The sequence below is a fragment of the Tianxiuia mixotrophica genome (assembly GCF_050596425.1).
GTDB lineage: Bacteria > Bacillota > Clostridia > Peptostreptococcales > Acidaminobacteraceae.
In genome coordinates, this window is record NZ_CP192292.1 from 920,251 (window position 1) to 938,677 (window position 18,427).

The window sequence follows — 18,427 nt, forward strand, 5'->3', positions numbered from 1 at the left end:
GTTTAATGCAAAAGAGTGGAAGAACGCCACTGTTAAGAGCTAGAAAACTAGAAAAGGTGTTTGATATTGGAGAGATCTATATCAAACTCGAAGGTGCAAATCCGACGGGTCATAAACACGACAGGATTGCTGAAACAATTGTTAAAGATGCCATAGCACGTGGCCTCAAAACCATTGTGGTCAATGGTTCTTATAGTTATATTAGATCAATTAAATATTTTGCAGAATTAGAACAGATTCGAATTATTGTTCCAGTCTTCAAGAAAGAGGCTTGGAAGTCAAGACGATTTGATGCTTCAGAAATTGTGAAATTTAAAAATATACAAGACGACGCTATGATGACTGTTCTAAAGGAGTATGCTTTTGATCAAAAGGCATATCTAGCTGTGGAAGGTCATTCCAGCACGCATCTCAGCCAGATGTCTATGGAAAGTCTTACAGAAGAAATATTTAAAAAGGCCAAGTTTAATATTGATACAATTTTTACAAAACTAAGCTATGGCTATACATTAACCAGTACCTACAGCACCATGCTTCGCTACTGGATTGATGGGCGTATAGACAAGTATCCAAAGGTTATTTGTGGAACTTGGGCTGGGGCCAACAGTATTTATGAATACTATAAAAAGACCAATGAAGTTCAAGACGAATCGGTGGAGGAAAGAGAAGAGAATGAACAACCTGCCAACCGCATTCAAATTGATAAGCAGCTTTTAGAAGAATCTCTTCAAGCGGTCTTTGAAACAAAAGGGGAAATTCACCCTGTGGATGAAGCCCTGCTTAAAGAGAGTGCTAAACTTTTAAGAAAGTACGAGCACATTAAGGTGACACCAGATGAGGCTTATCCCTTTGCAGCATTTTATCAAATGGCGAATAGCGGTAAATTGACACATGGTCGCCATGTCATTGTGCTTAATGATGCAAAAAGTATCGTAAAAGTGGACAATCTAAATGATTTTGATGATGTGTCAAAAGAAAAGTTGATTGAACTCACAAGAGAGTGGTTGGCTCAGTATTCTGATTCACTTCTTGAAACAGAAGACGCCATCCATAATGCTATGGAGAGTGGTTACATTCTGCTTGCATCGAGAAATGATCAGTACGAGGGCATATGTGTCCTTGTTCATACAGGGTTTGAGAACTTCATTCCAACATATCACTTGGCTTATGTCGGTACAGACAAGACAAGTAAGGGCCGTGGCGTTGCCACAGAGCTTATACAGAGAGCCATCGACCTATCCGAAGGCAAACTGTCATTACATGTGGACCTCGACAACAAGGGGGCCAAAAAGCTTTACGAAAAGCTAGGATTTAAGCACTGTTATAACCGTATGATTTATAAAGAAGACCAGTGATTCAATCAAATAAGAAGCCTGTAGACCATCTAAATTGGCCTACAGGCTTTTTTTATGGAAGTCCTATTATGCTCACAGGAATTATTAGTCAGTTGGTTCAAGCAAGATACCACTTTTTGAAACATCAGTCACAGTACAGCGGGTTTGATCAAAGCAACAGGGCCTTGTCTTGCCAGAGGACAACATGGAGCAGGTTGTCATAATGCGTTTTGATCGTGTGTTGGGGTTCTGGGTAAATCGTATCCAGCGGAGCCATTGCCACTGTGCTTTAGGTGTAAGTGTCTGCCAAGATTGAGTGACATGGTGGTGGACTAAAGCGTGGTGAAGGTCTTGAGGAAGGTCAGGCCTGAGCCAGTCACTTTCCACACTTAACTGGATCAAAATGTCTCCAATGGGCTGACTTTCATAACTCTTATCAATGTGGGACATAGCCTCGGGGCTTAGTTCAAGCCAGTGACCACCGCGTCCATCCGGTTCGAGGGGGAGGACGACTTCAAAACCAAGTATTTCTATTCGGCCCATAACCATGCCCCTTGAAGGAAGGGCTTGGCTGAGCTCTTCAGGCAATCGTATTATGGGGTGGGTCTTGATCATCTGTATTTTACATTTAAAGACATAGGGTTTCATAAGGTGTCCTTTCAGTATTTCAAAAGCAGTTTGGGTGTAAAACCAGTCTCAACTTATTAGACAATTCAAATAGAGGTTTTGATGCTTTCACTTGTATTTCTCTTTTATGATTTATACCCACAATCTGAAAAGAGGACAACATCCATCCAAAAGAAATTAATCGCTTTACTATCACAGATTAATTTTGCTTACGTAAGGACACTGGCTAGGGCCTCAAGGGCATTTTTATCAAAGGTGTATCCACCGCTGGTTTTATGTAGAATCCCCTCAGATTTAAACCACTGGATTGTATGGAGCAGGTGCCTATAACTCACAGCCAGGTACTGGGCTGTTTCTGTATGCTTCTCACTAAAGAGACCATCGCATTCACATTTCAAAATGTAATCTGCCAGTCGATGTTTTAGTTCATAGTGCTGTTGTTTGGCATTGAACCATGTCCTGTCAAGAAGCTTTGAGCCAATATAGCGTGTCATCTCAAGTAGAAATTTGTTTTCTGAGAGCAGGTGAAATTTTGCACTTGTCATTGGAACTGCAAGGCAGGTGGTCTGCCCAATGGAAATGACATCTTTGGGGTGATCTTCGACGCCAACCAGAGTTAGCTCGCCTATAAGTTCCTTCGGGTGAACGAAATGAACAATACTGCTAGACCCATCCTCATGCAACATGGAAATCTTGGCTTTACCTTTAACCAAGAGATACAAATAAGAAATGGGTCCACCTGCGCTGATAATTTTGTCCCTGTTGTCAAATGTATGAATTTCAAGATGAGATTTAACAGGGGTAAAAAGGTCCAAATCAGACTGGACAAGGTCTGCAAGACCTTGTGGTGCATGGCTAAGAGAATATTTTTTCATAAGGGCCTCCAAAGTGTGAGATATCTCATATATGAGTTTATCATATGTCTTTTATACTGAGGGCATGGATCTCTTATATTGCAGACACCTATTAAATGATCGTTAATGAGGAGGCTATCATGATAAGTATTCAAAAGTTATTTAAGTCATATTTGTTTTACATGATGTCAGCGTTTGGCATTAGCTTGACCATAAAGGCCAGTATTGGTGTGAGCAGTTTTAACTCTATGAACTTGGCATTTTCCAGTGCCTTTGGTATAAAGGTAGGCACAATGACAATGGGGATAAATCTTGTGTTCCTTCTCATATATATGAGTCTTACACGGTTTAAATATAAGCATAAGTATACAATTCAGCTGGTGTCATTCATATTGTTTGGATCCTTTATAAACTTCTTTACTTACACGGTACTTGGCGATCTTGTGATAGGACATTATGGTTTAAGGCTCCTAACGGTCGCCCTTGGAACTGTCATAGGCGGCGTTGCCATAGGCATGATTATTTCATACAATACAATAACCTTTCCCATTGAAAGCGTCTGTGTGGAACTAGAGAAGAAGACAAAGGCTTCATTCGCTTTTTTCAGATATGGTGTGGATGTGTTTTCAGTTGGTGTATCACTATTTATTTCCATGCTCTATTCTTTGCCTCTCTACGTTCGAGAAGGCACCTTGATCAGCCTGCTCATATTCACATTTACGATGAATGCCGTTAAGAGCAAGTTCAATGAGAAACTGGCATGAAGCCCCATCGACGAATTTAGGAAAGAAATATATTTGAATGCGTACAGAATTTTGGAATGGGTACAAGTTTTAAAAGGACAAGCAAAGTATTTGTCGAATATTAAAGAACGGTCAAAAATATAAACTTATATATAATTACAAGGATTCGATTAGGAAATAGGGGGCGTTCGAATGTCTATTGGACAACGTATTGAAGACACAATGAATTTTATGATGGAGATTTCCACATATATAGCTGATAAAAACCATGAGGTGGATCAGCTAAATAGAACATTAAGTATGTACAGCACGCTATTTGATGTGAATAAATACATGAATAAGAACTTGGAAATGCCCAAATTGCTTCCTATTGTAGAAGATGCCATGAAAGCCACAGTGGGTGTTAATCATGCAGCTGTCTTAATTAGCAATCATGACAACGCATGTAGAGTAAAAGATGTGGAAATAACATTCAAGCTTATTGATGATATGGATGTGGATGACTATGTATGCTATGAAGACTTAAGCGAAGCTTCCGTTATTGGTATTGATGAAGGCTGTCTTTTTATTCAAAGGCTTGACCTGATCAATGATTTTAAGGGATATTTGGTTGGCTACTGGAATAGGGCGGATGCTGTGGATCAAAACAAGCTGGACTTCCTAAAAATACTGGGGGTTCAAACAGCCCTTTCAGTCAAGAGTTCACTCCTTGTTGAGCACTTGATGGAACTAGCAGAGAAAAGTGAATAAGACAAATAACTTGCTTGACTAAGTTTTTTATGAATGCATATAAAATAAAGGCCCGATAAATGTAAGATCATTTATCGGGCCTTTTCATGAGCCGAATTATGCGGCTTTATTTTCTTCTTTTTTTCTTTTGTTTTCAGCGTTTTTTTCTTTTTCCCATGTGAGGTATTCATTCATAAGAGCAAGAGCACGCTTTGTAGCCTTGTCTTCAACCTTTGATGTGTCTTTAAGCACGCGTGACATTTGCATCATTTGCACTTCAAGATACTTTGGATTTTGAAGACGGTCAACATTGGACTTTTGCTTCTTTTTATAGTTTGAAGGTGACATTGTTTCCTTTAACATCAATAGAATAAATGCGTTTTTCTTCTTCTTAGGCACTTGTCTTACCGTCACATAAAGCTGGTTGAAAAGTTTGTCAAGATTCTTCTTCTTAAAGTGGTTGTAAGCAAAGTAACCACCTGCACCGATGCCTACAATAGCGCCAACAATCCAAATAATAGTCGTACTGTCCATAAATTCACTCCTTATACGTTATGTAACCTATTAAATCACAAAAACGTTGAAAATGCACGTGGAAATTGAAAATTGAAATACAAGTGTCGCATTTTTAAATTTTTAGTTTCAAAATACGGCTAGGACGCCCTGCTTTTCCCACTATTTTCTTACCGGTGATGTCAATATAGCCTGCATTTTCTAATTTTTCTATAATACGGTTCATGCTCCGCAGAGAGTTTCCAAACTCTTCAGAGAGTTCATGACTTGTGAATTGATCCTTCTTATAAATGTCCATAATGCATTTGAGCTGGTAAATATTATTGACGCTGACACCACTCTTTTCAGAAATTTCCTTAAAAGTCGTGTCCAGTTGTGGAAGTTTGTCATTATTGACCCTGTCAAGGGGTTTTATGCGTTCCATATGCTTTCTATCATAAACCACAAAACACTGGTCGCCCCCCATCTTTAGAGCCTTGTTCTTTCCAATTAGGGCGCTGGACTTGGCCTCTCTCGCTGTGATGCCAAAACCAATCCCCACACTGACTGTGTTTTTTGTTTTCTTTTTAATGGCTCTAAGAATAGGCAGTTCCCTTAAGTGATGGGTTTCTGATTCTACGATTTGTTTTGTGGTGAATAAGAGATAGTTCTTTTCAGTTTCCACAACAGCAGCCTGTATGCGCTGGGCAAACTTGTAGACTTCCTCGGTGATTCGAGTCTTTTGAAGCATAAGACTGTACTCATTTTCAGAGATAATATCATATTCATCACTGGTATCAATCTCCATGGAAATAACAACAATTTGACTGACTGTTAAGTCTTCATACTTTATTTTGTCGAGTAAGTCATGGAGGGTGTCTTTTATGGCATTTTCGTTTGGTGTGAGAAGCATACAGGGGATGCGACTGTCTTCAAGGGTCTTATAAATATTGGAAACCCCTGTAATGGCCAAGGCGTTTTCATGGGACCTGCAATGGTTGGCGTGAAAATTATACAAGTCATCCATAAGGGATTCATTAAATATATTAATCTGAGAAACATTTGTATGATAGAGGTTCTGGTCAAGTTCTAGATCTGCGTAGATTTGTCTGACCGTTTCTTCAGGGTAAGAATCAATACTGATCTGGGTGATGTCGTGGTCGTACTTAAGCATTGCTTTGATAAGAGCCCGCTGAAGTTGACTGTCATCATTTTTTAAATAGACCCAGGGATTTTGAGAATGCATGTTGTGGTTCATAATATCATAGAGAATTTTTCCAGTGAAAATGACCCCGTCAAAATCATCAATATGCTCTTTGAGAAAGTGTGTTGTGGTCTGTACTTGACTCATATCAATCATTTCGATTGGAAATGACTCAATATTTGAAAAACTGTCCTTAATAACTAAATCCACTCGTTTGATATTATCAGGGTGGCCAACAATCGCTACACGTTTCATTTGTGCTCCTTTACTATTCTAGCCAAGTGTCTCCATACTCAATACATATTTTATTCTTCAAAATAATTAAAGTCAAATTAAAGACACTATAAAGCGTGTTAGGTAAATGATATGCTTTAATTATCTAAGACTCGTAGAAAGATGGAGGGAAAAATTATGGTGAAATATGTTGCAGAACCATTTAAGATTAAAATGGTTGAACCGATGAAAATGACAACACGTGAAGAGAGAATTGAAAAACTAAAAGCGGCAAATTACAATGTGTTTGGTTTAGACTCAGATGATGTTTACATTGATTTCTTAACAGATAGTGGCACTGGTGCCATGAGTGACAAGCAGTGGGCTGGCATGATGTCAGGAGACGAATCATATGCGGGCGCTCGTGGTTACAGAAGACTCAAAGAAGCTGTTAAGGATATTTTCCACTATGAATATGCACAGCCTGTACACCAGGGGCGTGCAGCAGAGCAGGTTCTACTTCCAATTCTTCTACAGAAGGGTCAAAAATGTGTTTCAAACATGCATTTTGATACAACAAGAGGCCATGTTGGCTTAATCGGCGCAAGAGCTATAGATATTGTTGTACCAGAGGCTAAAGACACTTCAACCTATATGCCATTCAAGGGCAATATGGATCTTGAAAGACTTGAAAAATACATTAATGATGAAGGGGCAGAAAACATTGGCCTAATCATTATGACAATCACAAATAACTCAGCGGGTGGTCAACCTGTATCTATGGCTAACCTGAAAGCGACAAAAGAAATTGCAGACAAGTACGGCATCACTATGATTATTGATGCGGCTCGTTACGCTGAAAATGCGCACTTTATTCGCGAAAGAGAAGAAGGCTATGCTGATGTGGAAATCATAGATATTGTTCGAGAAATGTTCAGCTATGCAGATGCCTTTACAATGAGTGCTAAAAAAGATGCCATTGTAAATATGGGTGGTCTCATCGGCGTTAAAAATTCTGAAGAACTTTATACAAAGGTTAAAGGACTGACAATCCCATATGAAGGCTTTGTCACTTATGGAGGTCTTGCAGGTCGTGATCTTGAAGCCCTTTCCATTGGCCTATATGAAGGTCTTGACAAAGACTACCTTCGTTACCGTGTGGGTCAGGTAGAATACCTTGGTGGAAAACTACAGGAGCTTGGAGTTCCATTCCAGTATCCAGTAGGTGGTCATGCCGTCTTCCTAGATGCAAAGGCCCTTCTACCACATATTCCATACTATGAGTTCCCAGGTCAAGCCCTTGCATGTGAACTTTATATTGAAGCAGGCATCCGTGCATGTGATATTGGTTCATACCTCCTTGATCTTGATCCTGAAACAGGTGAGCAGCTGGAAGCGGAAATGGAGTTCACTCGTTTAGCCATTCCAAGACGTGTTTACACACAAGCCCACTTTGATGTTGTTGCAGAAGCCCTTGCAAAAATTAAGGAAAGAGCAAGCGAAATCAAAGGCTACAAAATCACATGGCAACCACCAGTTCTACGTCACTTTACTGCAAAACTTGAACCAGTTGACTAAGATAGTTGATTCCACGCCTTATTAGAAACTGTATATTTAAATAATATAGAATCCGCTTATTGGATGTGTTCTTAATACACTCAATAAGCGGATTTTTACATTTGGGTGTTAGAACATATGGTAAAGCGCTAAGGGGCTGTTTGCGAGAATTGTCGAAAAATTTAATGTTCACTTGTAACTTTGTGTGCATATAGATGCTTTTAGGTGCATATAATATCTAAAAATTTAAAATTCCAATTATTACGATAATGTCATATATGTTTCGAGTATCGTAGTATAGTCTCTTGTGTCCTTTCCTAATATGTGTAAAATTCATTTTATACAAAGGCCTAAAAGGAAAAAAATGAAACTTTATGCAATTTCCCATGAATTTATATGTTTTTTTTTGTACTTTTGCGATAAACTATAAGTAACAATTTTCGACTAATTTCGACATGCGTAGTAGAAAATTAAAATCAGTAAATTGGGGGTTTTGAAAAATGGCTGATCTAAAAAAGAGAAATGAAGAAAATCGCATCAAGCGAGGCATTGGTTTCAGAATGATCATGGTTTTTGCACTGATTATCATCATTCCACTTGTCATTATGGCATATGGTATGTTTGGGAAATCAACGTCTATTCTCAAAGAGAACAGTGAAAACACTGCGGCAGAATTGATGCAACAAACAGAGTCTTCGATACATAACTATTTAAAAAAATATGAGGTTATGGTCAAGTCGATGGGGGAAAACAGTGGGTTTAAGGACACAAACAAGCTTTCTGTTTTCGGAGAGCGACACATTATTGGATTTGATTCCGACTTTAAGTCAACGTTCAGCGACGATCCAAACAAAGTGAAAATGTGGGAAATGCTTGATGATATTCAGTCACTGAATCCTGAACTTCAGTGGGTCTATTATGGAACTAAAAATGGGGATATGTTTGAAAGACCTGATGGTGAAGTTGGAAACGATTACGATCCTAGAAAACGCCCGTGGTATCAGGCGGCACTTGAAGCAAAAAATATGATCTGGACAGAGCCTTACGCTGATTTTACAACCAATGAACTGGTTATCACAGTGGCCAATCCTGTTTATGGGTCCGGAAGTTCCCTTGAAGGCGTTGTGGGCATGGATGTGAAGCTCACAGAAATGGCAAGCGAAATGAATGCTCTTAAAATTGGAGAAACGGGATATGTCTTCCTCGTTGACCAGAAGGGCAATTTTATGACATATAGAAATGCCAAGCTCATTGGTATGCCTCTAGTGTCAGATGCAAAGGATCTAGACGAGTCCATCAAGACTGTTTATGCTGAAAACGATCAGGATTTTAATATGATCTCTGAAGGCATAAAAAATAATGAGGAAATCGTCCAGCTTAGTGGCGGAAACTATGCCGTTTTAAAACCAATCGAGCGTTTTGGTTGGACTATGATTGGTGTCATCAATGAAAATGAGTTTAAAAATGATGCCTATGAAATATTACAGTGGCTTATGATTATTGGTGCTGTAACCCTTGTCATTGCAATGACGGTTTCTGTTATATTTGCAAAGGGCATTACCAAGCAAATCAAGAGCGTTTTGACGGGCATGGAAAAAGTTCGTACAGGTGATCTAACAGTTGATATGGAAACACATTCTAAAGATGAAATTGGCTTATTGAGTTTATATTTTGGAGAAACAATTGAACAGCTAAGCCAGTTGATTAAGAATATTCAAGATGTATCAAAAGATGTGACCCTTTCAGCCCAAAGTCTTGCGGCGACATCAGAAGAGGCCAGTGCTTCAGCTGATGAAGTGGGTCGAACTGTTGAAGAGATTGCAAGAGGTGCCAGTGAGCAAGCTCAAGATGCAGAAGCCGGCGTTATTGTGGCTCAGTCCCTATCAGACAAGTTCAACATGCTTGGCTCTAAAACGGATTCAATGATCAAGGCCACAGAGGATGTTGTTCAGGCCAATGTGTCAGGCACGGACATGATCAATGAACTTAAAGATAAGACTCAAATGGCTGAAAATGCAAACATGCGCATTGAAACTGCCATAAGTGAACTGGACAACAATACCCAGTCAATTGATGCAATTCTAAACACCATCAGTGATATTTCTGACCAGACCAATCTTTTGGCACTGAATGCTTCTATTGAGGCGGCAAGGGCTGGAGAACATGGTCGCGGATTTGCTGTTGTAGCAGAAGAGATTAGAAAACTTGCAGAAGAGTCTAGTTCAGCTGCAGATGACATTCGAGATATTATCACAAAGATTATTGCAGACAGTTCTAAGACTGTTGAGGAAATGCGTACAGTTAAAAATATTGGTTCAGGACAAGCCGAAGCTGTAACCAATGTGGATGCTTCTTTTGAAACCATTTCCGTATCTGTTTCTAAAATTGTTGAAGAGATTTATGGCATAAAATCAGCTGTAGAAGAACTTCTTGGAGACAAGGATAAAATAGTTGGCGCTATTGGAAACATTTCAGCTGTCTCAGAAGAAACAGCGGCTGCTTCAGAAGAAGTAAATGCTTCGATGGACCAGCAAATAATGGCTGTTGAAGAAGTGGCAAAGGCGGCTGAACGTCTTAATGAAATTTCGATTACCCTTAACAGTGAATTAAGCAAATTCAAGGTTACCAAATAGGGAAGAAAATAGAAAAGAAAATAGAAAAGAAAATAAAGATTAATATTCTACATGTGAATTGGAAGAAATGACTGGTCAGGAGAGACTATCATATTGTAGATGTTTTAAAACACAAGGCGGGTTCTATAGAACCCGCCTTGTGTTTTTTGAAATGGGAATGGAGCCTTCTGTAATTTAATACGTATTACGAATGTAAAAAAACAAAAAAGTTTCTGAATAACATATCCATATAGGGTAACTATAGAGTAGAGGTCTATTATCGAGGTGGTTTAAAAATGGATAAACGGTTGTTAAGACAGTTAGAAATAGAACGGGTCATTGCCAATATAGCCAATCAGTTTATAATGTTTGAAGATCTATCTGAAGCTATAGATTCAGCGCTTTCCAAAATAGGCATGGCCAGTCGGTCGAGCAGGGCTTATGTTTTTGAGTTTGATATGGAAAAGGAAACCATGTCCAATACATATGAGTGGTGTGGGCAAGGGGTTACACCTGAAATAGATAACTTGCAAGATCTGCCTGTAAGTCTTTTTCCCTGGTGGATAGAGAAAATCTCCACTGGTAAGGTTTTAAATATTTATGATGTGGATAGATTGGGCCCAGAAGCAAGGGCGGAAAAGGAAATTCTTCAGGCTCAAGGTATAAAATCTGTACTTGTTCTCCCCATATATTATGATGGTGTTCTGCATGGATTTGTTGGACTGGACGATTGTCTACACACATCAAAATGGATGGAAGAAGACGAAGTTTTATTGGGATTGGCTGCAGACATATTTAGCAATGCATTTGACAGACTAAAAACGGATATTGAGCTCAAGCAGACCAACGATGAACTTTCAAGTGCCCTCAGGGACATTCAGCGGTATCAGATGCGATTGATTCAGCAGGAACAAATGGCTGCAGTCGGACAACTTGCTGCTGGAGTGGCTCATGAAATCAACAATCCACTGGGATTTGTCATGAGTAACTTTCAGGTGCTCAAAGATTATGTGGACAAGCTTATCGGATTTGCGGACAGTCCAAGCTCTTTAAGCGAGTCTGATGCAGATACCTTCAATTACATAAAAGAAGATATTGATGACATGATGGATGACTTTGAGTCTGGCTTTGAAAGAATAAAAAAAATAGTCATGGGACTTAAGAGTTTTTCCATGGTGGACAGTCAGGTTGAAATAGGAGAATATGATTTTTCTCTGGGCTTGGAACACACCCTGACCCTTTTACATAACCGAATTAAACAAAAGGCCAATGTTGTTGTAAATGTGCCTAAGGACCTGCCAACCATAGAGTGTGATGGTAGGAAAATGAATCAAGTCCTGCTGAACTTAATCACCAACGCCCTCGATGCTATTGAGCAAAGGGGAAAAGACAGGGGCACTATAGAAATTAATGCATGTATTAAACACCAAGCCCTCCATTTTGATATTTCCGACAATGGAATTGGCATACCAGAAGAATATCAATCGAAAATTTACCAGCCATTCTTCACAACGAAGCCTGTTGGAGAGGGCACTGGAAATGGACTCAGTATCGTTTATGATACAGTTGTATCCGTCCATAGAGGGTCTATCGCTTTTGAATCAAAGTACGGACAAGGCACCAAGTTCCGATTTGAGATACCAGTCAAGAACAGGCTAGAAAAAAATGCAGATGCCTAAATAAAAACCGCCTATCCCAGGACATATAAGGAGATGGGCGGTTTTTGTGTTGGCTTTAGGTATATTCATATCCATGTATAGTCATAGCCCCTTTAACCGGACGTTAACATGTGCAGTTCTTGTACTATTCTAACATGTCAAATTTTGCTGTGATAGACAGGGTAGGGTATAATAAATGAGTATTCATAAGGAGGGGAAATCATGCGTACAAACAAAGAAAAAGTGATTATGCACAGTGTGCAAGGCAAGGTGGCACATCCTAATTTTGCAGGATATAGGGTGGACACAGACGGTAACCCGCATGTTATACCAGGGACGGGTGCAATTAACTACAATGTGAAAGTCGGAGACTCAGCATATGGCTGGGCTGGCGATCATATCGAACCAGGTGTCACAATGAAAAATAAGGACACACGTGAGAATGCAGCACTCAACATATTCTCATGCATTGGCAACGAAGCAAGGATTGTCAGTGGTGAGGCAAAGGGTGAAAAAGGCTTTGTCACAGGATCCCATGGTGGCGTGGAACATGTTATGGTTTATTTTGAGCAAAGCGTTTTAGAAAAAATGACTTTAGATGACAAGATCCTTATAAAGGGGTACGGTCAAGGGCTCAAATTGCTTGACTATCCAGATGTAAAAGTCATGAGTATTGATCCAAATCTCTTTGAAAAATGGGGGCTTAAAGAAGTGGACGGCAAGATTGAAGTCCCTGTGGTTGCAGAAATTCCACACGGTCTTATGGGATCGGGCGTTGGATCTGGCTATTCTCAAAAAGGGGATTACGACCTGATCACATCTGACATGAATGAAATGAAAAGACTGGGTCTTGACCAACTTCGCTTTGGCGACTTTGTGCTTATTAAGGACACGGATTGTTCCTTTGGTCTTGGTGGATTCCTGCCAGGGGCTGTGTCCATTGGCGTTGTTATACATTCAGACTGCATTAAAAACGGTCATGGACCTGGTATTTCAATCGTTATGACAACAAAAAAGGATCTTCTGCGTTCAAAAATTGATAAGAAAGCCAATATTGCAGATTTGATGGGCGTTTAGACATCAAGCATTTAAGAAAATATTAAAGATCTTTAAATATAAGAATAGGGGTGTGAAAACATCCCTATTTTTGTGTGTGAAATTATTAAGAGCCAGATAGCGATTTGATTCACATACAATAGAATAGATTACGATTCGTAATCAAAAAAGGCTAATGCTAAGTTTTTTACTTGTGGATTACGACAATGTGATCAATATGATTGAAAAAGGTTGAAAGTGCAATAAAATCGTATATAATAATGCCGTTGAGGGGGAGAGAAAATGGACAGTACGGACTACAAAATATTAAAAATACTAAAAGAGAATGGTCGAATGTCTCATGAAGAAATTGCAAAGCAAGTGAACCTTTCAAGACCAGCAGTCAGAGCGCGTATTGTTGCCCTAGAGGCCAAGGGGATAATATTAGGCTACTCTACATGTATTGATTATGATGCACTTGGGTATAATATCCAGGTTTTTGTCTATATTAAAGTTTCCAAAATGAATTACGACGAAATAAAGGCCGGTATTATAGATGTTGCATCTGAGAAAGTGGTTATTGACGAACTCTATAGGATATCTGGGGAGTGGTGCTTGCTTTTAAAAGTCATGTGTCACTCGCAAAATGATATTACTGAGTTTGTTGATGAAATATTGAGGATTGACTGTGTGGTGGCTACCAATACAGTGTTTATATTTAAATCATAGAAAACGAGGACAAAGACATGATGGTACAAAACTTTATGGGAGAGATCGCAGCTCTTTCAACGGCGGTTTGCTGGGCAGTCACTGCGACGTCTTTTGAACACAGTGCAAAAAAGATTGGGTCGATGAATCTCAACCTGTCTAGACTTTTTATAGGACTATTCTTCTTGTCTATGTTCACATGGATAACGAGGGGCTATTTTCTTCCCCTTGATGCAGGCCTATCGGAGTGGTCTTGGTTGCTTGTTTCAGGTCTTGTCGGGATTGTTCTTGGTGACCTGCTACTATTTGAAGCATTTGTTCTTATTGGCTCACGAATTTCCATGCTTATTTATGCCAGTGTGCCTCCTTTAAGTGGTGTAATGGCATACCTATTCTTGGGGGAAAAAATGACAGGACTTCAAGTTCTCGGAATGTTTCTGACCCTGTCTGGGATTGCATCCGTTATTCTGGTGGCTGAAAAAGGCAGTAAAAAAGTTAGCTTCAGTCATCCTGTTAAGGGAGTCCTGTTTGCTTTTGGTGGCGCTTTTGGTCAGGCCGCAGGTTATATAATCGGTAAATTTGGTATGGCGGCATATGACCCATTCTCATCGACACAAATTAGACTCATTGCGGGAATTATTGGGTTTGCGGTTCTTTTCACCATTCGGGGACACTGGCCCAAATATGCAGAATCCTTTAAAAGAACAGATGCCCTGGCCACTTTGACCCTGGGATCATTCTTTGGTCCATTTTTAGGCATTTCCCTGTCGCTGTTTGCAATACAGCGTATTAATCCCGGTGTGGCGTCAACGCTCATTTCCATAACACCAATTATTTTAATTCCTTATGCCTTTTTCGTGAGAAAAGAGAAGGTCGCGCTTCGAGAAGTTGGGGGAACCCTACTGGCCCTTGTGGGTATAGGCGTCATGTTTATGTAGGAATGAGTGCCGCCGTGTTTTGATTTGGACCAGTGTGGTATGAATACTCCATCAATATAATGTGGAGGATTGAAATGAAACTGGAAAAATTACAGCACTTAGAGAATGAATTTTTCAAGGTTTATCCAGAAGGATTTGATGCACCAGATTTACAGGAAATTGCAAAGAAGCATAAAATGGATAAGATGCAGACCTTTGTAAAAGAAAACTTTGCCAAGGATAAATTTGAAAGTACGGAAGAGGTGTTTGAGGATTTTGTGAAGCTCATCAGCAAATCATCCCTTGTTTCCGTTTTTGAAAAAACAAAGTTTCGAAACGAAGCCAAGATTATGACAAGTGGAGAAAAAGAAGAGCTCGTGGCGGGAATATATGCTTTTTTGTATGGAAATCAAGCACAGGGGTTTGCAAAACAGTTGGCTGTTCTTCAAAAATATAAGATGGCAAAATGGCCAATTCTAACGGTTCTTGGTCTCTATATGAATCCCAATCATGAAGTTCTTGTAAAGCCAACAACGGTGAAGGGCATTCTGAAATATTTTGAAGTGGAAGAATTTCAGTACACATCAAAAGCCAACTATGCGTTTTATGATGCTTACAGACAATTTATAAATGAGATTAAGAGCGAAGCGGGAGAACATTTACACATAGATAATGCAGCTTTCTGTGGATTCTTGATGATGTCGATAGAGTCTTAGTTCAAATTAATATCAGGTGCTTGCAAAATTACAGATCTATACCCTTGCTATACCATATATAGATTTTTGATTCTTAAATTTCTATATATGGTATAGCAGAGGTGCTTGAATGATATTTTGCAAGTCGCTCAATATAATAAGGTTTTCAAATATAATAAGTCCTAGTCGTCCCTTTTTTGAAAAAGGGACGACTAGGACTTTCTTATGTGGTCAGTCAATCAAATCCAAGCTATCCTATAGATTCTGAAAAGATCTGAATCTGGTTTTTGCCTTTTGACTTGGCTTGATATAACATTCTATCAGCCTGTTTAAACAAGTTTATGTCATCAAAATCACTTAATCCAATACTAATTGTAAACTGAACCTTATTAGACAAGTGTATCAGTCGAGTTTGCTCTATGGTTTCACGGAGGTCTTCAAGACATTCAAGAATGTTTTTTCTATTCTTGTCATCAAAAATAATTGCAAATTCCTCTCCACCAACTCTTGCGATGAACTTGTCATCAGGGCAGACACGTTTTAAAATAGCTGCGGTTTCCCTTAGAACTTGATCGCCAGTATCATGACCGTAAGTGTCATTGATAGACTTAAAATCGTCAATATCAATAAGGGCTAAGTGGACAGGGCCTTTGAGGTTGGCCATTTTTTCAGTGAATGCCCGCCTGTTCCATAAGTCAGTTAAACTATCTGTTGTTGCGAGTTTTTCCAGTCTTTTCTTAAGTTCTATACTCTTGGTGATATCGTTGATTGTCCCTTCAGTGAAGGTTTCCCCATCAATTGTATCAATGATCCTAAAGGTTATTTCAGTCACAACTTTTTTTCCGTCCAATTTGACCATTTCCATTTCACGCATATCCTGAGGCGATATAGACCCGCTTAAAGTGGCTTTGAATTTAGCCCATTGAACCGGATCGTCAATCATTTTATATGTGCGGTCTTTTAGGGCCTTATGCAGCATATGAGCTGATTCAAAGCCCAATATATTGGCAAGTTTTGGATTAACCATACGAAAGCCGCTTTTACTGCCGAAACGAAAAACGCCAATGGGGATGTTCTCAAATAAACTTCTAAAATGGGATTCACTCCTGTTGATAGCCTCAACAAGCTCAATAAGCTCCTCATTGGATGTTTCCAGTTCTTCATTCATGTCATGAAGTTCATGGGTTCTTTGACTGATCAAATCTTCTAGTAACTCATTGTGCTGTGTCAATTTATGATTCATTTCTGTATTTTCTTTAAGAAGATCTTCAGCCTGGTTATAGGCAAAAGTAAATCGTTTTGCCAGGGTAAAGGATTGGCAAAGTATCAAGACAATCAGGGCAAATGGGGTGAGTGAAGTCGTACCAATATAACCGGCTTCATATAGCATATCATTGACTGCTGAAAAAATAAGAAGACTGGTGCCAAGCATCATGACTAGGGCGCCTGATTCCCTGTATTTAAAGGCGCTTATAATAATGTAGCAGAGATATAGAATGCCAAGGCCTATAACAAGTTCAAAAGGCACGAGGAGCATGTCAAAGACCGCAGCAGGAAAAATTAGGGTCGTTATAACGGCGGTGACTGTAGAAAGAACAATGAATTTATCTAAGCGACTTTTATGAAATTTTCTGAATGTGTGACTTACGAATAAAATCACAAAAAGTCCAACACTATAAAAAGCAATATAGGCGACTTTCATAAAAATTTCCCACTCAAGATTAGGAAAAATATCGTAAATATAGCGATTGCCAACCATGAGAGAGCGAACGGAAAAGGCTAGGCATAAGAGACTAAAGTAAAGTGCCGCCTTGTCGCGTTTATGGAGGTGGTAAATCATTAAATGATAAAGAGCCATAATGAATATACCGCCTGCAGCTATTAAGTCAAATGCAATACGACCAGAAACATGTCTGTTAATAGCCTGTGGAAGCCCTATATAGAAGTCCTTTATAACAAATCGTCTATGGTTAAAATTGGAGAAATGGATGATTAACCGAGTGGTGTCTCCACTTGGCTTGAATGACCCAACTACGGGTTTCCACTGGGCGCGCGTGGTCTCTTTTGTTTTACCGGGCACACCATTTTCTGCGATAAGTTCACCATTGGCATAGATCTTAAAAGCTGATGATATATATGTGGTTTCAATGGTCAGTTCGTCAACATCCACAGGTGTTAGAATATCCAGCATGAGGGTGCCATATCCCTGAGATCCAATGTATTTTTGTCCGATGTTTTTGTGGGTCCAAGTCTGAGGCACAGTGACTAAGTCCTTGTAGTTTTCTCGGGCACAAAAATCAATATTTGGATCGACAAATTCATTCCAGACAATCTTCCACTCTCCACGGAGTTTGTGTATATCAGTCGTGGAAAAAGAGGCTTCATTTAAATTTATGGTGCCGTAATAGGCACTTTTAAATTGGACATCTGTACAGGCTGTTAGGAATAAAGACAGAAAACACAGACATAATAGGATTATTTTTTTCATGGCTTTGTAACCTCAAAAAAAGGTCCATTATGCAGCATGGGTCCGACCTTGGATTTGTCCAAGGCAACATCTTTAAGATTTCGCAGTGTGTTTGATTCCCAAAGCAAAGGTCGCGGATAGTCTATTCCAATATCTTTTGGGTGGATGACCATGGAAACATGTGACCATTTTGATGCTTGAAGAAGTTGTGTAAGTTCGCTTGAAAAAAGTTGCCCACTAAGCAAGATAAGAGCCCCTGTTCTAAGGGTGCTGCTGATGTCATCATAGCTTACCTTTTTAACGTCCAAAATGAATCCCCCTCATTTTTATCGAAACACATACAACCTATTATCCATATGTTAACAAAACGAGGTTATTAACATATCAAGCGCTTGTCTGTTTACAAAATCACCATCCCCTGGGTCCCAAAACAGGCATGTAGAAAGTAGGAGTGGTGGAATGTAAAAAGGCTTGGACCTCTGTACAATTCTATGAAAGGCGCTCACAAGGATAAATATGAACATTTCGATATAATTATATTTTTCTACTATTATACCAGAAATATCTAATTCCGTGTCTTAC

Annotated in this window: 16 protein-coding genes; 10 read left to right on the top strand and 6 right to left on the bottom strand. The window is 39.3% G+C overall.

Features of this window, described 5'->3' with window-relative positions; genetic code table 11:
• The first annotated feature begins 5 nt into the window (after positions 1–5).
• Positions 6–1,355 carry a pyridoxal-phosphate dependent enzyme gene (locus ACQ4KW_RS04180; protein WP_430885279.1) on the top strand — a complete coding sequence of 450 codons (1,350 nt, stop codon included), beginning with the start codon at positions 6–8 and terminating at the stop codon, positions 1,353–1,355.
• Between the two features lie 84 nt (positions 1,356–1,439).
• On the opposite strand, the gene ACQ4KW_RS04185 is transcribed toward ACQ4KW_RS04180, so the two are convergent.
• Together ACQ4KW_RS04185 and ACQ4KW_RS04190 are read right to left on the bottom strand one after the other, a co-directional pair.
• The gene (locus tag ACQ4KW_RS04185) at positions 1,440–1,982 is read right to left on the bottom strand and encodes a YdeI/OmpD-associated family protein (protein WP_430885280.1); all 543 of its coding nucleotides are present in this window, start codon (positions 1,980–1,982) and stop codon (positions 1,440–1,442) included.
• 188 nt (positions 1,983–2,170) lie between these two features.
• Positions 2,171–2,836 carry a cyclic nucleotide-binding domain-containing protein gene (locus tag ACQ4KW_RS04190; protein ID WP_430885281.1) on the bottom strand — a complete coding sequence of 222 codons (666 nt, stop codon included), beginning with the start codon at positions 2,834–2,836 and terminating at the stop codon, positions 2,171–2,173.
• A 119-nt stretch (positions 2,837–2,955) separates the two neighbouring features.
• Between ACQ4KW_RS04190 and ACQ4KW_RS04195 the strand changes: the two genes are divergently transcribed.
• Both ACQ4KW_RS04195 and ACQ4KW_RS04200 read left to right on the top strand, forming a co-directional pair.
• Entirely contained in the window at positions 2,956–3,579 is a 624-nt protein-coding gene (locus tag ACQ4KW_RS04195; protein ID WP_430885282.1) for a hypothetical protein, read from the top strand.
• Positions 3,580–3,750: 171 nt separating this feature from the next.
• Entirely contained in the window at positions 3,751–4,308 is a 558-nt protein-coding gene (locus tag ACQ4KW_RS04200) for a hypothetical protein (RefSeq protein ID WP_430885283.1), read from the top strand.
• 96 nt (positions 4,309–4,404) lie between these two features.
• Here ACQ4KW_RS04200 and ACQ4KW_RS04205 read toward each other — a convergent pair whose 3' ends face one another.
• Together ACQ4KW_RS04205 and ACQ4KW_RS04210 are read right to left on the bottom strand one after the other, a co-directional pair.
• Positions 4,405–4,821, bottom strand: coding sequence for a hypothetical protein (locus tag ACQ4KW_RS04205; protein ID WP_430885284.1), 417 nt, complete (start codon positions 4,819–4,821; stop codon positions 4,405–4,407).
• A gap of 94 nt (positions 4,822–4,915) precedes the next feature.
• Complete coding sequence (locus ACQ4KW_RS04210) at positions 4,916–6,238, bottom strand: hypothetical protein (protein WP_430885285.1); 1,323 nt, start codon at positions 6,236–6,238, stop codon at positions 4,916–4,918.
• A gap of 141 nt (positions 6,239–6,379) precedes the next feature.
• On the opposite strand from ACQ4KW_RS04210, the gene ACQ4KW_RS04215 reads away from it, so the two are divergent.
• From ACQ4KW_RS04215 to ACQ4KW_RS04245, 7 genes are all read left to right on the top strand, one after another.
• Complete coding sequence (locus ACQ4KW_RS04215; RefSeq protein ID WP_430885286.1) at positions 6,380–7,774, top strand: tryptophanase; 1,395 nt, start codon at positions 6,380–6,382, stop codon at positions 7,772–7,774.
• A 479-nt stretch (positions 7,775–8,253) separates the two neighbouring features.
• Complete coding sequence (locus ACQ4KW_RS04220) at positions 8,254–10,386, top strand: methyl-accepting chemotaxis protein (RefSeq protein WP_430885287.1); 2,133 nt, start codon at positions 8,254–8,256, stop codon at positions 10,384–10,386.
• Between the two features lie 275 nt (positions 10,387–10,661).
• Positions 10,662–12,044: a sensor histidine kinase gene (locus ACQ4KW_RS04225; RefSeq protein ID WP_430885288.1), complete on the top strand. Its 1,383-nt coding sequence runs from the start codon at positions 10,662–10,664 to the stop codon at positions 12,042–12,044.
• Positions 12,045–12,245: 201 nt separating this feature from the next.
• Entirely contained in the window at positions 12,246–13,100 is an 855-nt protein-coding gene (locus ACQ4KW_RS04230) for a DUF4438 domain-containing protein (protein WP_430885289.1), read from the top strand.
• Between the two features lie 261 nt (positions 13,101–13,361).
• Positions 13,362–13,787: an Lrp/AsnC family transcriptional regulator gene (locus tag ACQ4KW_RS04235; RefSeq protein WP_430885290.1), complete on the top strand. Its 426-nt coding sequence runs from the start codon at positions 13,362–13,364 to the stop codon at positions 13,785–13,787.
• A gap of 17 nt (positions 13,788–13,804) precedes the next feature.
• A complete protein-coding gene (locus ACQ4KW_RS04240; protein WP_430885291.1) occupies positions 13,805–14,704 on the top strand; it encodes a DMT family transporter in 900 nt (299 codons plus the stop codon).
• Between the two features lie 74 nt (positions 14,705–14,778).
• A complete protein-coding gene (locus ACQ4KW_RS04245) occupies positions 14,779–15,399 on the top strand; it encodes a hypothetical protein (RefSeq protein WP_430885292.1) in 621 nt (206 codons plus the stop codon).
• Positions 15,400–15,628: 229 nt separating this feature from the next.
• Here the strand turns inward: ACQ4KW_RS04245 and ACQ4KW_RS04250 are convergent, their stop codons facing one another.
• Positions 15,629–17,866, bottom strand: coding sequence for a diguanylate cyclase (locus ACQ4KW_RS04250; RefSeq protein ID WP_430885293.1), 2,238 nt, complete (start codon positions 17,864–17,866; stop codon positions 15,629–15,631).
• Positions 17,863–18,153 (bottom strand): hypothetical protein, encoded by a 291-nt coding sequence (locus ACQ4KW_RS04255; RefSeq protein WP_430885294.1) that lies wholly within the window; start codon positions 18,151–18,153, stop codon positions 17,863–17,865. The genes ACQ4KW_RS04250 and ACQ4KW_RS04255 overlap by 4 nt, the downstream gene beginning before the upstream one ends.
• Positions 18,154–18,427: the final 274 nt, after the last annotated feature.

What these genes read in the sequence shown, in the direction of transcription:
- ACQ4KW_RS04205 (WP_430885284.1), bottom strand. Translation starts at nt 4,821, where the DNA reads ATGGACAGTACGACTATTATTTGGATTGTTGGCGCTATTGTAGGCATC.
- ACQ4KW_RS04245 (WP_430885292.1), top strand. Translation starts at nt 14,779, where the DNA reads ATGAAACTGGAAAAATTACAGCACTTAGAGAATGAATTTTTCAAGGTT.
- ACQ4KW_RS04190 (WP_430885281.1), bottom strand. Translation starts at nt 2,836, where the DNA reads ATGAAAAAATATTCTCTTAGCCATGCACCACAAGGTCTTGCAGACCTT.
- ACQ4KW_RS04230 (WP_430885289.1), top strand. Translation starts at nt 12,246, where the DNA reads ATGCGTACAAACAAAGAAAAAGTGATTATGCACAGTGTGCAAGGCAAG.
- ACQ4KW_RS04195 (WP_430885282.1), top strand. Translation starts at nt 2,956, where the DNA reads ATGATAAGTATTCAAAAGTTATTTAAGTCATATTTGTTTTACATGATG.
- ACQ4KW_RS04210 (WP_430885285.1), bottom strand. Translation starts at nt 6,238, where the DNA reads ATGAAACGTGTAGCGATTGTTGGCCACCCTGATAATATCAAACGAGTG.
- ACQ4KW_RS04225 (WP_430885288.1), top strand. Translation starts at nt 10,662, where the DNA reads ATGGATAAACGGTTGTTAAGACAGTTAGAAATAGAACGGGTCATTGCC.
- ACQ4KW_RS04240 (WP_430885291.1), top strand. Translation starts at nt 13,805, where the DNA reads ATGATGGTACAAAACTTTATGGGAGAGATCGCAGCTCTTTCAACGGCG.
- ACQ4KW_RS04185 (WP_430885280.1), bottom strand. Translation starts at nt 1,982, where the DNA reads ATGAAACCCTATGTCTTTAAATGTAAAATACAGATGATCAAGACCCAC.
- ACQ4KW_RS04200 (WP_430885283.1), top strand. Translation starts at nt 3,751, where the DNA reads ATGTCTATTGGACAACGTATTGAAGACACAATGAATTTTATGATGGAG.
- ACQ4KW_RS04215 (WP_430885286.1), top strand. Translation starts at nt 6,380, where the DNA reads ATGGAGGGAAAAATTATGGTGAAATATGTTGCAGAACCATTTAAGATT.
- ACQ4KW_RS04180 (WP_430885279.1), top strand. Translation starts at nt 6, where the DNA reads ATGCAAAAGAGTGGAAGAACGCCACTGTTAAGAGCTAGAAAACTAGAA.
- ACQ4KW_RS04220 (WP_430885287.1), top strand. Translation starts at nt 8,254, where the DNA reads ATGGCTGATCTAAAAAAGAGAAATGAAGAAAATCGCATCAAGCGAGGC.
- ACQ4KW_RS04235 (WP_430885290.1), top strand. Translation starts at nt 13,362, where the DNA reads ATGGACAGTACGGACTACAAAATATTAAAAATACTAAAAGAGAATGGT.
- ACQ4KW_RS04250 (WP_430885293.1), bottom strand. Translation starts at nt 17,866, where the DNA reads ATGAAAAAAATAATCCTATTATGTCTGTGTTTTCTGTCTTTATTCCTA.